The sequence below is a fragment of the Roseimicrobium sp. ORNL1 genome (assembly GCF_011044495.1).
Classification (GTDB): Bacteria; Verrucomicrobiota; Verrucomicrobiia; order Verrucomicrobiales; family Verrucomicrobiaceae; genus Roseimicrobium.
On sequence record NZ_CP049143.1, the window covers coordinates 2,550,428 to 2,568,275 of the forward strand.

Annotated in this window: 18 protein-coding genes; 1 reads left to right on the forward strand and 17 read right to left on the reverse strand. The window is 58.0% G+C overall.

Going from position 1 to position 17,848, the window contains the following annotated elements; translation table 11 throughout:
• Nucleotides 1–272 precede the first annotated feature (272 nt).
• The 5 genes from G5S37_RS10300 to G5S37_RS10320 form a co-directional block, all read right to left on the reverse strand.
• The gene (locus tag G5S37_RS10300; protein WP_165203406.1) at nucleotides 273–731 is read right to left on the reverse strand and encodes a DUF1353 domain-containing protein; all 459 of its coding nucleotides are present in this window, start codon (nucleotides 729–731) and stop codon (nucleotides 273–275) included.
• A gap of 33 nt (nucleotides 732–764) precedes the next feature.
• Nucleotides 765–1,175 (reverse strand): hypothetical protein, encoded by a 411-nt coding sequence (locus tag G5S37_RS10305; protein WP_165203408.1) that lies wholly within the window; start codon nucleotides 1,173–1,175, stop codon nucleotides 765–767.
• Between the two features lie 62 nt (nucleotides 1,176–1,237).
• On the reverse strand, nucleotides 1,238–1,633 hold the full coding sequence (locus tag G5S37_RS10310) for a hypothetical protein (protein ID WP_206026382.1): 396 nt from the start codon (nucleotides 1,631–1,633) through the stop codon (nucleotides 1,238–1,240).
• Nucleotides 1,634–1,940: 307 nt separating this feature from the next.
• Entirely contained in the window at nucleotides 1,941–2,564 is a 624-nt protein-coding gene (locus G5S37_RS10315) for a LamG domain-containing protein (RefSeq protein WP_165203412.1), read from the reverse strand.
• Entirely contained in the window at nucleotides 2,564–3,886 is a 1,323-nt protein-coding gene (locus G5S37_RS10320; RefSeq protein ID WP_165203414.1) for a hypothetical protein, read from the reverse strand. The genes G5S37_RS10315 and G5S37_RS10320 overlap by 1 nt, the downstream gene beginning before the upstream one ends.
• Nucleotides 3,887–4,477: 591 nt before the next feature.
• On the opposite strand from G5S37_RS10320, the gene G5S37_RS10325 reads away from it, so the two are divergent.
• The gene (locus G5S37_RS10325) at nucleotides 4,478–6,043 is read left to right on the forward strand and encodes an acyltransferase (protein ID WP_165203416.1); all 1,566 of its coding nucleotides are present in this window, start codon (nucleotides 4,478–4,480) and stop codon (nucleotides 6,041–6,043) included.
• Here the strand turns inward: G5S37_RS10325 and G5S37_RS10330 are convergent.
• The 12 genes from G5S37_RS10330 to G5S37_RS10385 form a co-directional block, all read right to left on the reverse strand.
• Entirely contained in the window at nucleotides 6,030–7,298 is a 1,269-nt protein-coding gene (locus G5S37_RS10330) for a tail fiber protein (RefSeq protein ID WP_165203418.1), read from the reverse strand. The two genes, G5S37_RS10325 and G5S37_RS10330, sit on opposite strands and share 14 nt — an antisense overlap.
• 277 nt (nucleotides 7,299–7,575) lie before the next feature.
• On the reverse strand, nucleotides 7,576–8,064 hold the full coding sequence (locus G5S37_RS10335; RefSeq protein WP_165203420.1) for a hypothetical protein: 489 nt from the start codon (nucleotides 8,062–8,064) through the stop codon (nucleotides 7,576–7,578).
• Nucleotides 8,065–9,030: 966 nt separating this feature from the next.
• Entirely contained in the window at nucleotides 9,031–9,246 is a 216-nt protein-coding gene (locus G5S37_RS10340) for a hypothetical protein (protein WP_165203422.1), read from the reverse strand.
• Nucleotides 9,247–9,481: 235 nt separating this feature from the next.
• Complete coding sequence (locus G5S37_RS10345) at nucleotides 9,482–9,892, reverse strand: hypothetical protein (protein ID WP_165203424.1); 411 nt, start codon at nucleotides 9,890–9,892, stop codon at nucleotides 9,482–9,484.
• Nucleotides 9,893–9,932: 40 nt separating this feature from the next.
• Complete coding sequence (locus G5S37_RS10350; protein ID WP_165203426.1) at nucleotides 9,933–10,139, reverse strand: hypothetical protein; 207 nt, start codon at nucleotides 10,137–10,139, stop codon at nucleotides 9,933–9,935.
• A complete protein-coding gene (locus G5S37_RS10355; RefSeq protein WP_165203428.1) occupies nucleotides 10,140–10,535 on the reverse strand; it encodes a zincin-like metallopeptidase toxin domain-containing protein in 396 nt (131 codons plus the stop codon).
• Between the two features lie 146 nt (nucleotides 10,536–10,681).
• On the reverse strand, nucleotides 10,682–11,419 hold the full coding sequence (locus tag G5S37_RS10360; RefSeq protein WP_206026383.1) for an IS5 family transposase: 738 nt from the start codon (nucleotides 11,417–11,419) through the stop codon (nucleotides 10,682–10,684).
• 63 nt (nucleotides 11,420–11,482) lie between these two features.
• Nucleotides 11,483–13,576: a hypothetical protein gene (locus tag G5S37_RS10365; RefSeq protein ID WP_165203432.1), complete on the reverse strand. Its 2,094-nt coding sequence runs from the start codon at nucleotides 13,574–13,576 to the stop codon at nucleotides 11,483–11,485.
• An 11-nt stretch (nucleotides 13,577–13,587) separates the two neighbouring features.
• Complete coding sequence (locus G5S37_RS10370) at nucleotides 13,588–14,568, reverse strand: hypothetical protein (protein ID WP_165203434.1); 981 nt, start codon at nucleotides 14,566–14,568, stop codon at nucleotides 13,588–13,590.
• Between the two features lie 214 nt (nucleotides 14,569–14,782).
• Nucleotides 14,783–15,292 (reverse strand): hypothetical protein, encoded by a 510-nt coding sequence (locus G5S37_RS10375; RefSeq protein ID WP_165203436.1) that lies wholly within the window; start codon nucleotides 15,290–15,292, stop codon nucleotides 14,783–14,785.
• Nucleotides 15,293–15,472: 180 nt separating this feature from the next.
• Nucleotides 15,473–16,864 (reverse strand): hypothetical protein, encoded by a 1,392-nt coding sequence (locus G5S37_RS10380; protein ID WP_165203438.1) that lies wholly within the window; start codon nucleotides 16,862–16,864, stop codon nucleotides 15,473–15,475.
• 35 nt (nucleotides 16,865–16,899) lie between these two features.
• Nucleotides 16,900–17,805 (reverse strand): hypothetical protein, encoded by a 906-nt coding sequence (locus G5S37_RS10385; protein WP_165203440.1) that lies wholly within the window; start codon nucleotides 17,803–17,805, stop codon nucleotides 16,900–16,902.
• Nucleotides 17,806–17,848 lie beyond the last annotated feature (43 nt).

The following is a 17,848-nucleotide window of genomic DNA, read 5'->3' on the forward strand; positions in this document are numbered from 1 at the left end:
GCTCATTAGATATATGAAGAGAGAAATCCCCATGCGTGACTTGGCTTCCTCTTGTTATCGATATCAAAGGCCTGTGACTATGTTTCTATTGGGCAAGGGTCTTCCATGTTTCACCACCGATGGTTCGAAATGAGCGCCAGATGCTCGTATTCGTGCCCTGAAGGGGCACAGGAGCCCAGCCCAGGGTTAGGGAGCCTAGGCGACCGACACCCTGGGTGTGCCGGCAGAGAATTCCGACTCTGAAAGAGTCGAGGAGATGTCCCATCCACATATCATGATCTCGTCACCGTCCCTTCACCCTTCCAGAACCTCCACCCAAACATCCGCACACCGCGATACATCATCCGCCGTTTCAGCATGCTGACACCCGCCTCGCGCAGCATCCGGCAGAAAAGCGCATCCGCCTCCGCGCGTGTCCATAGCACCTCAGGCATGGGTTCCCACTCCTGGTGCCCCTCGCTCCACACCTCCTGCATACCCGCCGGCAGCCGCCCTTCATGGCGATACATCACATCATGCACCAGCGCCCCCGCCCGTTGCAAACCATCGCGCTCGATTCCGGTAAGCGTCCAGAGCAGCCGCGGTGCACTCGCGCCATCGTATTCAAATCCCGCCGCGATTCTCAACCGCCGCCGCACCCCATGCTTCTCCCACTCATAGAAGTAGGGCGAGTTTAACCGGTAGCTCCAGCCACCACGAGTCAGCACCGGACGTATATCTGGCTGTTCCATCAAGCTCATCATCGTTCTCCTTTGTGATGCCGTTCACGGCTGCTTCGTCGCGGGTGACGGCGCTCCCGCGTGCGGTGATTGCGAATTCGATTGCGATTGCAGTCGCTCGCTGACCACATGCTTCACCACACTCTTGAAATAGTCCGTCTGCTCCTGGATGAGGCCCGTCAGCGCCTCCATCCCCTCCGCCGTCCGGTTCAGTGCCTCCAGCATCCGCTGCTCCCTCGCCACCGTCTCCGCCTTGTACTCCGCCTGTTGCTTCAGCAGCAGCCTCACCAGAAACACCACCGCAATGAGCAGCAGCACCTTCAGGCTCACATCCTCCCAGCCCTTCGCTTCCGCCGCGATATCACCCACCATCGCAAACGTCGCCACCGCCGAAGCCATCATCGCCTTCCCATGCTCCTGCCAATCATGCAGCACCACCATCAAAAGCATCCTCATACCCACCTCCATCTCCCAACACCTCGCATCCCAAACCAAGAACCAAGAACTGCTAAATCCCCTCAAGGCGTAATCGCCGGCGGCGCCACCGCAGGCACCACACCTGGCACCTCCGCAGAGATCGCCGCCCCGTGCGCCGCCGCATTTGCCTCAATCGCCTTACCCTTCAGCGCATTATCAGACACATGTTTTCTGGTCGCTTCCTTCAGCGCCACCTGGTTCGTCGCCTCCGCTGCCTGGGTCGTCACCGCGCCAAAATAGCTCGTCGCCAGCGTGCCCACCATCACCGCACCATCCCGGAAGGACTTCTCGTGGTTGTGAATCACCCCATACCCCTTCCGATATGCCCCCTTCCCCCCAAGGCTCGCATACGTCGCCGACCTCCCCTCACCATCACGCTCATGCATGACCACGCAAGATGACAGCGCCAGAAAGCTCGCGCCAAGCATCGCTCTCACGATGGGCCGGGCGTTCACTGCGCACCTCCCATGTTTGCTCCCATGATGCCGCCAGCCATGCTGCCCAATGCGGCCTGAATGGCTGCATCAAAAGGGTCTGCCTGCGTTGGAGCCAAGCTGCATGAGCTCAGCATGACGACGGCCATCGCCGCCAGGATTGGAATTCCTTTCATAGTTGGAATCATGACTCGTTATTTACGGTGAAGTGTTGGCTGGGCAGTCGCCCTCGTCTCGTACCAGCCTGAAGGGGCCAGCAATGCTTGAGCTTCCGCGATGAGCCGTCGCCTCTGTAGTGAATGGCCTCTCTCTAGAAACGAATTCTCTGGTGCGGCACCACCGTGGTGCCGTTGTTGGTAAGCGCCAGACCACGTTTCAGTTCGACCACATCTCGTACCAGTGGAGCATAGAAGACCAGCGCTTGGGGACGGAGGACGGCCGCAGAATAGGTTTTCATATACGCAATCATCTCATCCCCGCCGAGCGCTGCTGACCACATCGCCACCTCGCTGATCTCACCATTGAAAAAGTAGGAGGTTCCCGGGCGCACCCCTATCGTCACATTCTTGGTGGGGTTGGAAACACTGGCGGAAGATGTGGATGAAGCGACAAGCGCACCGTTCACATAGAGCGATAACGCCGTTCCACTTCGCGTGACCATCACCCGGTAGACTGCGTTCACTGGGATGACAGGACTGTCCATGAGGGCCGTTCCCACCCCAGCCCGCACTTTCGACTGATACACCTCAAGGTCAAAGTAGTTGCTGGGGTCAATACCCTTGGAAAAGACCACGCCTGATGAAGTCGCTGTGTAGTCCACCGTGTACGGATAAATCGTCGCCGCCACGGAGAATGGCCCCGTGCCAAGCTCCAGCGCAGTGCTGGACGCCGCGGTGATGGATTGGGACGACGCCCTGGAAAATGCCCGCGCCATTACTGCAGTTGCACCTCCAGGTGGTGGAGTTCAGCGTCTCCGGTAGCGTTGTCGTTGGCCACATCGCGCCGTATCCTCAGGCGAAAGGCGTCGCCCGCAATCAGGCTCGTTGGCAACTGTGCCTGACTGAATGAAACACTCGTGATTTTGGACACGCCGGCTGTCCCGGGCACCGTGCTTGCGGTGATGGTCCGTGGAGAGTCAAAGGCATCGCCATCCATATCCAGCGAGCCCTCCACCACACGCTCAAAGGCCACATCCCAGCCAACAGTTCCTGTGGTCGCACTCGTTGCTGCCCATTGCACCAGCACCGTGATCCCATTCGCAAGAGAGACCCCTTCGGGAATCCTGCCAGAAAACACAGCCGCCTCAGCACTCGTATCATCAAAGTCCAGCACCGGCCTCGAGTTCCGCGTATCAAATGTGGCAAATCCACTGGCCGGAGGCTCATTCTGAAATGGGTGAAATTGAAAGAGCACCTTGCTCACAGAGCGCCCCAGCACGGTCAGTAAATCCGAAACCGAAAGTTCTTCCACAGGACCCGCTGCAGGACTCTTGCGTCCCAGAATCCTCTGCCCGCTGCTCACGCCTTGGAGCTTCGCATAAGGGATGAAAGCATCCGGGACATTGTTCAGGGTAAGCTGTCCCGCCAGGGTCACATCGCTCCAGTTTCCGGCAGCCGGGCCGCTGGCGCGATATATCGCAGATGAATCCAGTTGGACTCCAAGCTGACCCACGAAGTCCGGCACCTTCACCCCACGCTCGCCGTCGTTGAGCCAGTACGCCGTCGGCGCAGAGTGCACAGAGCCCGGCAGGGATACCAGCAAGCGCAGCGCCAGACGATCCTGCAGAGCAGGGGCACCATTCGCATCGAATCCGAACACCGTATTCGCCCTCGTCGCCTCAGAGAGCGCCGCCACATCACCCGCCTTGTCATTCAGCCGGAAGCACCGTCCCAGCTTGCGCGAGAGCGACTGCACCAGCATCGTCAGCTTGTCCAGTCCTCGCGTCAGCGTGTCTGCCGGAAGGGCCCCCGTGGATTGGAAATCGGCACTCTGCGTCTGCTGCGGCTCCCGGTAGATCGTCAGGGAATGCGTATCGCTGTACGCCGCTGTGGTCTTCAGGCTTCCCCCTAGCGCACTGGCCGCACCCGTCAGCGTGTAGTGCGTCGACTCCACCAGCAACGTCTCGGCGCCATTCGCATCCGCCAGCACCACCCGGATGTCCGCGTTGGTCAGGAAATAGAACGGCACACTGTAGGGTGTCGTGGTCGAACCGTTCCCCACATACTGAATTCGGGAAGTCTCTGAAGCAACCGGCATAGGAAGGATGTTACGTGTTTTCTGGCACCATGCAACTGAAATGATCATTCTAAAGTCGTGAGTCACGACCGGCCTCCACCGCTATGGAGGTTTGTGTGGAATGGACGTGGATGGATGAGCGTGGACTCCCCGCGTTTACAGCACTGTCTGAAGGGCGGCAGAATCCTCCAGCGCGCATGCGTGTCAGTTAAGAAACCGTGATGGGACCAGCAGGGAATTGGCGCACTGCCCGCCAACTCAACGCCCCAGTTCGCTTTGCGTCTTGGAGTGCGGTGGCAAGGGCCTCCCTGGAGGCCGCGACACCGCTTTGAACGAAGGAATCTCGCCGTGATCTCCTGGAGAGCTTACACGGAACCCAGCATCCGATGCGCCTAAGTGGGTGGGTATTTTGAAAGTGGTCCGCGATGTCATCTCCATGAAGCTCTCGCTCCCTCTATTCAGAACGTTGTCGCGCTAACTCTTGCCACGCGCATCGGTCAGAAACGTTCGGCTTTCACCTGCTTGAGATGCTTCTGTCCATACAGCTCGCAGATGCTCATATTTCCGAGCAGATGCTGTAGACAGAACCTCCTTCAATGCAAAGGTCCGCCGATGCATGGCTACTTGCGATTGGTTCTGGCCTTTGGAGTTCTCGCTTACCACCTGGGGTATGGCGTGGGCGCGCTTCATTTGGGCCCCATTTGTGTGGTAGTGTTCTACATCCTTTCAGGCTATGTCGTGGCGAAGTTGCTCGACAGGTTCTTTCCTCCGGGGACGCTTTGGCTCTTCTACAAGGAGCGTTTTCTACGGATTTATCCGGTTTACGCACTGCTGCTTCTTGTCAGTGCAGTTTTCTTCTTTGGTGCGGGGATCGGTCAGCCCGAGGCTACCGCTTTAAATGTCTTCGCCCACATCACCGTCGTTCCATTGAACTATTTTATGTTTTGGGATGTGGCGGTGCTGCGCTCGATCAATCTGTCATTGCTTCCAACGGCATGGTCACTCGCTCTTGAGATCCAGGCCTTCATGATTTTACCACTGATCTTGCGTTCGAGTGTTGCGAAGGGTCTTTTGGGAATGATTTCGCTGGTCATTTTCGGCCTCTCAGTAAATGCGGTTATCGATCCAAACCTTTGGGGCTATAGGTTGTTGCCAGGGGTGCTTTTTATGTTCTTGGCAGGTGGTGTTCTCTACAAAGTGCTGGAATCCCACGCTGCCGACGGAGCAATATTCGCAAAGTTCTACCTTCTGACCTCATGGCTTGGAGTACTCGCATCTTGCCTTGTCGCTTGGTCGATTGGCAGGTTTCAATTGGGACTGCCCTCCCCGGCTCTCGGGTTCCTGCTCGGTCTCCCTTTGGCCTGGATCACTACCAACAAGATTAGGCTTCCCGGCGGGGCAATGGCGGGCCAGCTTTCATACGGCGTGTTTCTAATTCACATGCCGTTGATCTACGCCTACTCCTTCTACTTTAAGGCAGAGGTGAAAAGTCTGACGTGTCTTGTGGCGGTCTCGATAGCGTCGTTGATCGTGTCTTGGCTGGTTGTGACGACCATAGAGCGCATGGTTTGGAAATGGCGACGTTCAATCACGAATTCTGCTGCTTCGCATTCACGAGTTCGGTCGGCGGAGCAGTCTGTAGAAGCTCGGTCGCAGCTCCGTTTTGCCAGTTCTTGGCCATTCAGATTGGCGCTTTCCCTTGTTGCATTGGGTTCAGTGTTTGCGATTTTCCAGGCTAGGGTCGGATATCCGTTGGTTCGAACGTCTCCCATCCCCGTGAATGCGATCAGTCAATCTGGGGACGGCGTCTTTTCTGCCTCTCTACCCTTCACGAAACATCGTCCCAATCCTGTGCATCTCCGTACCCGGTTGATTGAGAATGGCAGAAGCCCGATGGAACGTGTTTGGAGCAGTAGCGAAGTGCGGCGATCCACCGAGGGAGTGTACTCAACGAGTCGGAGCCAGGTGTGGTTCAAAACATCGGATGGTACCGACCCCAGGACAAACGGGAGAGCCTATGCACTTGTGTTCCCCTTGGTGCCGCCGCTGTGGTTGGAGATAGGCGGTTGGATTGTGATTGTAATCCTTGTTCCGCTGTCGGTGTCGATAGGAAGACGCCAATGCTCCGTAGCCTCCGATTCGCGTCCGCATGCGGTGCCTTCGGCTACGTGCGGATGATATAATTCAGGACAAAAGTGGGCTGCACATTCGGATGTGCTTGGTCGCTTCCTGCGGATCCTGAAGTTGCGGCGGTCGGGAAACCGCCGTAACGGCTTCCCGCGATATTCGAGGGGTTGTCGAAACCCGTGCCGTTGTTGTTATATGAGTGGGTGTGGCTGGGCATTTGGGCTGCGGTGAGTTGATGACGGTCGGAGCCACCAGTCGCCCCGAGGGTGGAGCCATTGATGCCGGGATTGCCTGTCCCACTGTTGGTTAGACGTAATGCTGCGCTTCCGCCCATATTATCCATACCGGCCACAGTGCGGCCTCGGAGGTCTGGAAGCGTGAATGTGGTAGAACCGTCACCTGAGCCAAACGTGGTGCCAACAGCAGCAAAGAGCGCTGTGTAAGTCGTCCGGCTCACCGCTTGGCCGTAGCACAAAAGCCAGCCCGTCGGAGCGGATGGGCCTGCATAAGGCGCAATGATGCCCGGTGGCATGTGCGTCGCCACAGACGCCGCATCCCGCGCATCCACATACGCCTTCACACTCTGTTGCGAGGGCGCACGCAGCGCATCGTTGCCCGCCATATCATCCTCATCCCGGACCAGCAGACTCCAGTTCCCCGCACTCGACCCCGAGCTCCGATACAGAGCCGAAGTATTGAGCTGCACCCCCAGCTGCCCCACAAAATCCGGCACCTTCAGCCCCCGCTCACCATCATCCGACCAGAACGCCGTCGGCGCACCCTGCAACGAACCCGACAGTGACAACAGCGACAGCAGCGCCACCCGGTCCCGGAGCACCGGATCCCCGCTCGACCCAAAACCAAACACCGTATTCGCCTTCGTCGCCTCAGACAGCGCCACCACATCGCCCGCCTTGTCATTCAGCCGGAAGCACCGCGTCACCTTGCGAGAGAGCGACTGCACCAGCATCGTCAGCTTATCCAGCCCACGCGTCAGCGTATCCGCCGGCAGCGCCCCCGTCGACTGGAACTCCGCACTCTGCGTCTGCTCCGGCTCCCGATAAATCGTCAGCGTGTGCGTCCCATCATATCCCACCACCGTCGTCAGACTCCCGCCTCCAGCCTCACCCGCACCCGTCAGCGCATAGTGCGTCGTCTCCGTCAGCGGGCTCTCCACACCATTCCCATCCGTCAGCACCACCTTGATATCCGCCTCACTCAGGAAATAGAACGGCACACTATACGGCGTCACCCACGACCCATTGCCGGTGTACTGGATGCGCGAAATCTCGGAAGCAACAGGCATGGCTATAGTATAGTGTACTTTCTGGTACCCGCAACCCAATTCTCCCATCCCAGGAGAAGGCCATACATCCCCTGAAGCCGTGATGCCCGATCACTTCAGTCCACGCCCCACGGTCAAGCAACACCACGCAGCGCAAATGCACAGCAGGGCAGGGGAGCATTCGATAGCCTGGAGGGCCTTCGTCCACCCACTCAACTCACGCTCCACCTGCACGGGCCTGACGTTCGTCCCCCTCGCGGCACTCCGCATCCTCACCCACCGCCCACAGGCAAAACCCTCACGCCAGCCGATTCTCCTCAGTCAAACGCTCAATAAGCTCCGTAACCTCCGCCTCTCGATCACCCAGGCCACTCCACGTCGACAGCATAATCGCTATGCTCAGCCGGTCATACTTGCGCATCGCGAGCGACGCCATCCTCACAAATCGCGCATACGTCTCCGCGTCAAATCTCAGATAGTAAAACCCCGCCACCCAATTCGTCATTTGCGCCTCGCTCAGCTTGCCCGGCTCTTGCTCTTGTTCCAGCCTCTCCCACAGCCACCCCGTCCCGGGTCCCGTGCGCGCCGCCAGTCGCACCGCCTTCACCGTCGACCCCAGGCGGAGAGGCGTGCATGTCGAGGTCAGCACCGCATAGCACGCCGCCAGCAGTTCCTCCTCCGTACGTTCACCGCTCCACCGCTCCAGCAGCACATCCGCCTCGTGATCATTGAGCTCATCACCACGCAACGCATCCAGCACCTGCAAAACATCCTCAGCAGCATTCATAAAATTTCTCAGCGTACCAGACAGCAGAGTGCGGTTCAGCACAACTCACCATCGCGCATTCGTTCGTTCATTTGTTGAGACTTGCGAAATAGACTGACAATTCTCTGCTTTGTGATTTGGAACTGAACCACCAAGTTGCAGTCTGGGGGACCGCAGGCTCCCGCGAACCGCATGTGCGTCAGGTTAAAAAGCTGTGCGTGGTCTCAACAGCGAAATGGAACGCTGCGGACGCACTCGACGTACCAGTTCGCATTGCGTCTTGGAGTGCGGTGGCATCGGCCTCCCTTGAGGCCGCGACACCGCCTTCAACGAAGGGATTCCGTCTAGATTTCACGCAGTACGTCAGAAGAATCCAGCATTCTCTAATGAGAACGCATCTTGGGGATTTTGGAATGTAAATCTGCTCCATCATTCTCATCCCCTTCGTTCAAGGCGGTGTCGCGTGCGCAGGGCGGCTCGGAGACTTGGAGTCCCTTACCGCAAAAAAGTTCAAACAAGCTGCGTCCGCCTCTCCCGCTTGATCTTCACCACATCGCCATGCACAGGAGCAGCCCTCGGCAGTGAGGTCACGAGCAGAGTCACCGCCCACAGTGTGATGTAGAGAGCTCCGGCCGCCACCCACTCAGACCCTCACCAGCAAACGCGCATTCATAGCCGCGTGCGAAGCCGCGAGGAACGAGCAACCTCCCGGTGCTTCAATATCTCCAAATCGATTGCCACACCCAATGCCATTGGTTGGCCACGTGGGTGCGTTCTACACCAGCGTGGACCACACCACCGCAGACCTTCGGGTGTATCAGAGCATGATGCCTTGGGCAGCCCGGAGGGCCTGCGAAAGCCCTCTCTGCTCGCGCTCCACCTGCACGGGCCTGACGTTAGCCGTCCTATGAGTCGCGCACTGATGCCACCTTTCCTGAAGACATTTAGATTCGAAAAGGCCACGGAGAGGGGTAGTCAGAAGCTTTCCTAGTCCAGTACAGCACCGAGAGATTCGGCGAGAGCCCGAAACTCTGTTCTCTTGATCTCACTCTCGAATTGAAGAGTTACCGGTTCACCGCCAATGACATTTTCAATCAGGGCCTTTGCGTCACCAAGACCAACCCCCGAGTATCTTCCAACTGCTGCCATTAATGAAACCACTTTCGTCTTTGGCTTCAGTCGAACGATTTTGAGTGTGTTCATAGTCCGATTTTCAACATAATCTGGCGAGGATAATGCACGCCCCCTTCTTCGCCGCCGTTCCTTCTCAGGAAGCGGACCCGCGGGTTAGCTGAGTGGGGGAGTCCCGCAAGAACTGACCGTGGATAGCCCGAAGGGCCTTCGAATACCCACCCAGCTCACGCTCCACCCGCACGAGCCTGACGGTGGGGCCTACCGTGTGTCCACACGCTCGAGTGCCAGGCAGTGCCTGCTGAACCTACTCGCGTAGCTTCCACTCATTGCTCTTGGATGCCTCAAGAAGCCGAGCTGCATGGGCTTCGTTGGTGTTCAGTTCCCTGGCGGCTGTCGCTGCATCCCAGTCCTTGATGGCCTCGGTCACTTTCTCTTCGTAGTCCGAACCGTATTGTCCGGAGAGGGCATTGTACGTGCGCAGCATCTCTTCTTGCCATCCTCGGTACCTTCTTCCCAATTCGGGACTGTTTCCCTGGACATTAGGTTTCCAGTCTTTCTCCTCAACATAGATGGTTTTGAACTCGTCATCGTTGAGCTTGGTGAAGAATGCATCCTCGGTAAACGTGAACTTCCACCTGGCCAACGATGCGCGTCTTCCAAGTTCAGCAACGATGCCGTTGGCGTCAAGTTCATCTGGTGTGTTATCAAAAGACATAATACATCATAGCTTCAGCCGCGCGCCACGCGAAGCTGGCCTAAAGCATGGGAATTGCCTTGGCCCCATCTTTGTCTACGTCGACACGAATGAAGCTGGGATCAGAGTCAATCATATCAAGGGTCTGAACTGCGCACACCCATTTGTCTTCCGTTTTGACTTTTGTCATTGAAACGGAAACGAGCTCAGACTCATCAACACCCGACTCCTTGAGAATCGAATCAAGAACTTTTCGAATATCGTTCATTTAGTGATTATTTATGTTTAGCATGAACTTGAGAGATCGAGGGCCAAACTCTGACTCATAGAACAGCATGTCTTTTACCGCCTCATCCAGCTCTTCATTGGTGAACCGATGTTCGAACTTTACTATCTGTTCAAAAACATACAACTCACGGTGGTATGTTTTTAGTTTGCGGTACTCAGCCAATCCCAGTTCAGAGCACTGTTTTGCATGGCAGATCTCGTGGAAATAGTCGAAATAGGTCGCATTGGATCCAAGATGCATTTTTCCTTTGAGTGCCCGAAATAATGCTCGTGCTTTCTTTGTCCGCAAATAGGCGTCAGAGTTTCTCACCAATTTCCACTGGGGCCTGCCAGGTAATGTAAGTTCAGCCAGTTCCTTCTTTATGGCGGTGAACATTCCTTCCGTCAGCCTGATTCCGCCGAGCCTGCCAGTGTTCCTCAATGGAGCAGCGTCAATATCATCGGAACTTCGATTGGCCCTCGCAGCTCTTAAGACATCAATCAGACTGCGGACATCGCTAGGTCGTGTCTGAAAACCTGTATTTAGGACCTTAGCCAGTCAATCACTGCGGCGAAGTGAATAAGGGACAGGAAGTTCTGAGCAAGCTTGTCACGACGGGTGGCGGTGCAGCCCCATCGCTTCAAGCGGCAGAAGAAGTTCTCCACCCGGTATCGAGTGCGGTAAAGTTTCTTGGGGATGCGCACCTGATGTTTGCGGTTCTTCTTGGTGGGGAAGCACGGTTGATGACCCAAAGCGCGTAGTGTGTCGCGAAGTTTGTCATCATCAAAACCCTTGTCCCCCACGATGCGCAGATTACATCCCGCTCTGATTAGATTGACCACATGACGTCCTTCGTAAGCCTGTCCTTCAATGAGCGCTGTGTTGACCAAGCGACCTTGGGCATCGGTCAGAGCCATGAGCTTGGTGTTGCGTCCACCACGCGTCTTTCCCATGGCTTGTGTGGCAGCACCGCCAGCGGGATTGGCCGCGCATTGGTGCACCAGGATGTGAGTGCCATCCACCAAGCGCACCGGACCGCGGACTCGGCGCGTGAAGACCTCCAGGATTTTGAACCAAAGGCCCTCCTTGGCCCAGCGGCTGTGCCAGCCGTGAATGGTGGAGTACGGCCCGAACCGCTCTGGCAGGTCACGCCAGGGCCCTGCGTTGCGCAGGCGATAGAACAGGGCGTCCAATAACAGGCCCAAGTCGGTGCGAGGTCGCCCGCCTTGATTTACCTGGGCACCACCATTTTTGTGAGCCGCTTTTTCAGCGGCTCCCACCAGAGAAATCGAACTTTCATGTCGTTCCTATGCTGCCACCAAATATCCTCTGAGCCACGTTATTTAAGACTCATTTGAGGTTCTCAGACATGACCTAGGATTGTTCAGATGTGAAGAATCGCCTTGTGGACTTTGTTGTCGGGATTCGGGGGCGATCGCATGCATCGCCACAAGAGGAGGTTGTGGTCCGTCTTTAATTGGCGATTGCAACGGAAGTCCGAATGCCAAGCGATTCTCTTCGGAAATCTTCGCCGTTGCTCCTTGGCCTTCTTGAAATCTCCCATTTGTGCCAAAGGATGAAGCCCCGTTCAACAGTGTACGGGATGTTGTCATGGCGGTGACATCTGTGTCTTTACCTTTCGTCCCCTTCACCATCCCCCTCCGCGTCGCCCGGATAAGGCCACGCACGTGCGCATCAAGCACCTCTTGGGTCATCTCTTGGGACGGAGCACCCAGCGGATTGAACGCACGCACCACCCAGTCGCGCATCGCCTGCCACATGCGCTGCATCACACTGCCGGGTTCTAGTTGCGCACGGCCCTCCATGTTGCCCACCTGATGGGCAAACCACTCCAGCGCCAGCGCCTCCCTATTGCCGGTCAAGTGCGTGTAGCGCCCTTCAAGCTCTTGCATCTGCTCAGCGGGTATCGCCGCCGCCAGCTTCTTCCATTCCTCAGCAAACTTGCTGTCGCTCTCCCGCAACGCATCAAACCCATGGTGCCCCACCCGCTCATGCACCACCACGCGTGCAAGTGCCTGCGCCGCCGTCTCGCCCTCCAGCACACGCACATTGTCACGGAAGATCACCACCGTGCCATCACGCGGGTCATGGAATCCCTCTGCGTCCTGCATGATGTCCCAGTCCTCCGCGTGATAGCGTTGCTGTTCGGGACGACCTTGCAGACCATCCAGGGCCGCGTGGTTATCCACGACAAGCACGTTGCCATAGATGGCACGCCCCTGCGCCGTGTTCTTGAGCCGCGCCTCCGCAGCAGTCGTCTCCGCCCGCGTTACACCGGTCCGCTTGACTCGCTCGGAGCCGGTGGCTTCGCCTAGGCTGTAGAAGAGGATGTTTGGACTTTGGTCTGTGCCACGTAGTCTAAATAACGGTGACTCAGATTGCGAAGTTGCTTCTCCTCCTCTGTGAGGTGGGTATGCGCCGAAAGATTTTGAAGGACGCGACCCAAGCTCCAGTCCCTCCAGCCTGACTTTTGCCAGGAGGGCCCGAGCAAGCGTTGTCTCACCAACTCCGCTACGTCCGGGGTCCAGTCCTGTAACGAGAGCTGCGTAATCGTCTTCAGAAAGTTGTCGCCAGTGAGATGGTCCTCCATCCGTGCCTCCTTGCTTTTGCCATACAGTATCCGTGTCTGGGTCATAACGCAAGTCCTCCAGCGACTTTCCTCGTGCCTGCATTTCACTGGCCACGTAGTTCATCTCCGCACGCAGTAGCAGATCCAGATTGTGTCTGAAGTCCACCTCCGACTTCTCCTCGCGCCATTCTGACCTTGCCGGTAGGAACTTGTTATTTCTGTCTTTGGCGTCATATGGCTGCAAATGCCGTGAAGTGCGGTGCCGCAGCATGCTGGAGATCATGTGGCTGATGCGTCTTCGTTGGGCAATCGGAGTGACATCACGCCCATCTGGTATGAACACCAGGCCGTTGTTGTGCGCATAGGTCTGCACTGCCTGGTAAATGAGGTCGCCTCCCTGCACCTTCTTGGCGACCTGACCCGCGCGATTACCCTGCGTGTCCACCCAGACCGTGCCATCAGTCATGACATTGACCACCACATCTCCGCCTTGGTTGATCTTTACGGTGTAGGACCGTGCAATGTCCTCGTTCATGGGCACATTGGGCTCCACCAGCACATTTTCGGGCTCCTTCACTTTGGACGCCATCGTCTGCATGATGGCATTCAGATCCTTATCAGCCACCGCGGGCCCGCGCCGGAACGTGTCATCTGTAGCCAGTGACTGGAATGTCTCCGCCAGTACGTTGACGTCACTGCCGCCTTGCCGCTGCTGCGCATCAGCGCCACTGAAGCTCAGTCTCCCTTCAGCCCCCACACCCACCTCCGCTGGCATCTGCGTTTCCTTGCCACCACCATCATTTCCCATCACACCCTCCACCGCCAGCGAACCACCTCGCGAGATCACCTGCGAAGTGATCAGCGCCGTGATGTCATTAAACTCGGCGGACTGAACGCCTCACCCTCAAACACCGTGTGCCCCAGCGCCGCCACATACTCCTCCAGCACCTCCTCCGGCATCCCCTGAATCTCCATCTTCGCCAGCCGTTCATTCGCCCGCGCCAGGAACCTCGCTGCCTTCTCCGCACCCATCTTCTGCGCAAACGCCTGGAAGAGCCCCTCCTTCACTACCGCCTCCTGCTGCCCCGCACTCATCCGCCGGAACGCCTTCGCCACCCCCGGCGCCTTGATGAAGCCACCCAGCCTCTCTGAACCATTCTCCACCATCTGGTGCACAAACGCCCCTCGCAGCTTCTCCCACGGCGACCCCGGTTGATACCCCGCCTCCAGGCCAAGGATCACCTTCCCATCCGCACCCCGGTGCATCTCCAACCCCTCGAAGTGCAGGTCCGTAAAAGCCTTGCTCGCCACATGCGAGGCCGAGGCCGCCACCGTCTGCCCCGCCAGTCCCAGCGTCCCCAGCGCCAGGCGCGTCAGCAGCAGTTTCTCCACCTCATGACGGCCCTCCACCGTCGCCAGTCGACGCAGCCCCAGCCCCGCCAGATCCATCGCGCCCTTCTTCGTCGCCGTCGCCGCCCCGCCCGTCGTCCCCAGTTCCACACCGAACGACGCCGAGCTCACCGTGAAGTCCAGCACCTGCCCCCACCATGAGTTCTCGCGCCTCATCTCCGTGAGTGCCTCCTGCAACATGATGGCGTCACCATCGGTCATCTGCTCACCCCGTTTCAGCTTCTCCGCGGAAGCCGCCACCGACGCCAGATAACCTATTTCCACAAACCCACCTACAAACGGCGCCCGTTCCTCCCAGAACCGCGGATTGAGCAGCAACTCCACCACACCTTTCGGCAGCTCACTTGCCGAATCGAAGATCGCCTGACTCTCAAACGCCGCCATCAGTGCCTCATCATCATCCAGAATCGGCCCCAGTGCCGCCCGCATCTTTTCAGGAAGCGGACCCGCGGGACGACAGGGTAGGGGAGTCTATCAGCGAGTACCTTTGGATTGCCCGGAGGGCCTTCGAATACCCACCCAGCTCACGCTCCACCTTCATCGGACTGACGTTGGGCCCCACAAGTAGTGGAGCGCTAATAGCCTGCAGCACGTCCTACCAGCCATCCCCGTTTTTTAGATGCATGGCTGTGACCTGCTTCCATTACTGATTTTCGATGAAGCTCAACAAGGCCTTGGCGTCTTTGTATTTCCACGGTGCCGGATTGCCAAACTGCACCACCTCACCGCGCTCCTTCACTCCCGCCGCTTGCCGCACCGCCGCGTTCAGCCCTTCGGTCACCAGACCCGCCGGCAGCCGCGTCCCATCCTTGCGACGCCCCAGCACATCCGCCGTCACAATCGCACTGATGGCCTCCGTCAGCGACCGCGGTGCCTTGTCCGCAGACCCCAGCACCTCCGCATCCGCCGCACTCAGGAACTTCTGCCCCGTTGCCTTCTCCGCCAGGCGCACCCACAGCAGCCCCTGCTCCCGTGTATAGCGACCGTTATCCAGTCCCGCCTTCCACCGGCCCTCAACCTGCTCCTCCACCGCAGTAAGCACATTGCCCCCGCGGAAGATGGTCGAGACCATCGTGCGCACATTATTACGTCGCTCCGCCCGATTGCTTCCCAGCACATGCCACGTCGCCGCCAGCGACTCCTCCCGCGTCATCCCACGCAGCTGCCCCGCCACCACCGCAGCGTCCGCCGCCTGTTCAGCAGACCTGTTGTAGATGCATCAGTGGAGCAGGGGAGTACCCATCTGGATAGCCCGGAGGGCCTTCGAATACCCACCCAGCTCACGCTCCACCTTCATCGGACTGACGTTTGGCGTTCTCCAGAGTCTGCGTTGTCACTTGGCAGCTGCTGCTGCGGCACGCTCCAGATTTTCACGAAGCGCTCCTTTCGGATGCAATACCTTCACATCGAAAGGAAGCAGGAGATCGCCAACACGTACGGCATTCTCTTGGTGGAGATCTATCACGGCCGTATTGTCGGAAGCACGGTAGAAGGAGGATGGAGGCACGAGTTGCACAAAGCCTTGCTCTCTCATTGTCTTGCCGATGAAATTCGTATCTACGGAGTCTCCTCTGATCGTCGGTTGTGAGATGACGAGTCTTACACCGCCATCGCGATCAATATGCACCCCATGAACCGCTATGTCATCGCCAAAAAGGGCATTGGCATTGGCTGCACTTTCAAGGTAGTTGATAATGGATGCCTCTTCCCGACGCATGTCCCACGTTCCTTGGTGGGCAACCGGCCACATCCCAAAATATTCACCCACACCGAGCGTCAACTTTATCACCCGATCCCCGTGAAGAAATACATGGTGTTCCATTTGACCCACGTCTTCAGCACCATCGAGTGCCCATTCTGGTGGGAGACTTTGAATCAGGACTCTGCGTTCTCTTGCCCAGTCGACGAGCCATGCCCGCTCCCGTCGTCGCTGCGCAGTCCGAGCTTGCGGTCCTCCTGCCGGGCTTCCCGTAGGCGGCGCACTTGTGCCAAAAACTCTTCGGTAGTCATGGTGCGCTGTTTCGAGACGAGTTCGCGCCTCTCCTCGGGAGTGGCCAAATGAGGGACGCCGCGAAGGTGTGGTGGAGTGCTGCGAAGTTCCATAAAGCAAGTTGTCTATATCATTGATGGCGTTGTCTTGCGAGCGTTTCTTGTCCTCGTCATTTCCGTGATAGGCTTGCCATTGAGCCTGAAGTCGATCGTGAAGAGGTTTGTTTTCGTGTTCGAGGAATTCTGCGCTTGAATACCCTGCGGCCCGGGCCGCCTGATTGAGCCAAGCAGCAGGACTGAGGGAATGGGATTGACTTCCAGCCTCTTCAGTAGTAGTATTGTCTTGCGCTCCTGGTTGAGGTGTCTGTACCGCTTGAGACTGGGGCTGTCTCGGAATCCCGATAGCACCGGGACCCCCTTGAGGGGCTAGGCCGGAAACAGGTCGGACTCGTTCGACCAATGCGCCCCTGAATTGACGCTTGCTCAGTTCGGGGGCGTACTGCGTTACGAGGGCATATTGATCTTTGATGGCACCGTCCTCGACAATGACCATGTGAGTTCCCTCCGCGTAGTTGCGGAAGTAGAATGTCTCAGGTCCATTGGTCACTCGTACCTGCGCATCGGAGATGGTTTTCTCTACCGCTCCCACCCAATCCAACTTCTCGGGGCGCAGCGTGCGATCTTCCTGATTCTTGTCGATATTTTCTCCAATGAGATGAGCTGCGCGGTTCTCCAACGGATCACCAAATGCTCCTCGCTTTTGGGGATTGGCTATGGTGACTTTGCTCCCCAAGGGTCTTCGACTTTGGGTGCCTTTCCTAACCAAGCGGCAACGTTCCGCACCAGTGTTTCCCAAGTTCCGCGCCTTTCCGCAAACACGGGGCGACTGTCTTTGAGCTTCGGCAGAAACTTCTTCGCAGAATCCCACGTGTGCCCCGTCTTCACCTCCTCCCACGACCCCGGCTTGTCCTGCCTCATCTTCGGCACCATGCCGAATGTCGCCACATCGATCTCCCCACGGCTTGCTGCCTCCTCCGTTATCGATTCGGAACGACTCGTATCATCGATAGCCGCACTTTCATTACCATTGCCTCTTCCATCCGTCCCCATCAAATCATCCAGGAACCCCTCATAGTCCGCCCCCAGCCGTCCCTCCGCTCGCGCCTTGTTCAGCGCCCGTGCCCGTGAAAACACCTGCCCAAACAACGCCCGCCACGCCCGCAGGAACTGCCCAAACTGCACCACCTCACCGCGCTCCTTCACTCCCGCCGCTTGCCGCACCGCCGCGTTCAGCCCTTCGGTCACCAGACCCGCCGGCAGCCGCGTCCCATCCTTGCGACGCCCCAGCACATCCGCCGTCACAATCGCACTGATGGCCTCCGTCAGCGACCGCGGTGCCTTGTCCGCAGACCCCAGCACCTCCGCATCCGCCGCACTCAGGAACTTCTGCCCCGTCGCCTTCTCCGCCAGCCGCACCCACGCCAGCCCCTGCTCGCGTGTATAGCGCCCGTTATCCAACCCCGACTTCCACCGTCCCTCAATCGGCTCCTCCACCGCCGTGAGCACATTCCCTCCGCGGAAGATGGTCGAGACCATCGTGCGCACATTATTGCGCCGCTCCGCACGATTGCTTCCCAGCACATGCCAGGTCGCCACCAGCGACTCCTCCCGCGTCATCCCGCGCAGCTGCCCTGCCACCACCGCAGCGTCCGCCGCTTGT

Coding starts and splice junctions, on each gene's coding strand:
- G5S37_RS10345 (WP_165203424.1), bottom strand. CDS start 9,892: ATGTCTTTTGATAACACACCAGATGAACTTGACGCCAACGGCATCGTT.
- G5S37_RS10325 (WP_165203416.1), top strand. CDS start 4,478: ATGCATGGCTACTTGCGATTGGTTCTGGCCTTTGGAGTTCTCGCTTAC.
- G5S37_RS10385 (WP_165203440.1), bottom strand. CDS start 17,805: ATGACGCGGGAGGAGTCGCTGGTGGCGACCTGGCATGTGCTGGGAAGC.
- G5S37_RS10330 (WP_165203418.1), bottom strand. CDS start 7,298: ATGCCTGTTGCTTCCGAGATTTCGCGCATCCAGTACACCGGCAATGGG.
- G5S37_RS10300 (WP_165203406.1), bottom strand. CDS start 731: ATGGAACAGCCAGATATACGTCCGGTGCTGACTCGTGGTGGCTGGAGC.
- G5S37_RS10370 (WP_165203434.1), bottom strand. CDS start 14,568: ATGCGGGCGGCACTGGGGCCGATTCTGGATGATGATGAGGCACTGATG.
- G5S37_RS10320 (WP_165203414.1), bottom strand. CDS start 3,886: ATGCCGGTTGCTTCAGAGACTTCCCGAATTCAGTATGTGGGGAACGGT.
- G5S37_RS10375 (WP_165203436.1), bottom strand. CDS start 15,292: ATGACGCGGGAGGAGTCGCTGGCGGCGACGTGGCATGTGCTGGGAAGC.
- G5S37_RS10315 (WP_165203412.1), bottom strand. CDS start 2,564: ATGGCGCGGGCATTTTCCAGGGCGTCGTCCCAATCCATCACCGCGGCG.
- G5S37_RS10305 (WP_165203408.1), bottom strand. CDS start 1,175: ATGAGGATGCTTTTGATGGTGGTGCTGCATGATTGGCAGGAGCATGGG.
- G5S37_RS10340 (WP_165203422.1), bottom strand. CDS start 9,246: ATGAACACACTCAAAATCGTTCGACTGAAGCCAAAGACGAAAGTGGTT.
- G5S37_RS10350 (WP_165203426.1), bottom strand. CDS start 10,139: ATGAACGATATTCGAAAAGTTCTTGATTCGATTCTCAAGGAGTCGGGT.
- G5S37_RS10355 (WP_165203428.1), bottom strand. CDS start 10,535: ATGTTCACCGCCATAAAGAAGGAACTGGCTGAACTTACATTACCTGGC.
- G5S37_RS10335 (WP_165203420.1), bottom strand. CDS start 8,064: ATGAATGCTGCTGAGGATGTTTTGCAGGTGCTGGATGCGTTGCGTGGT.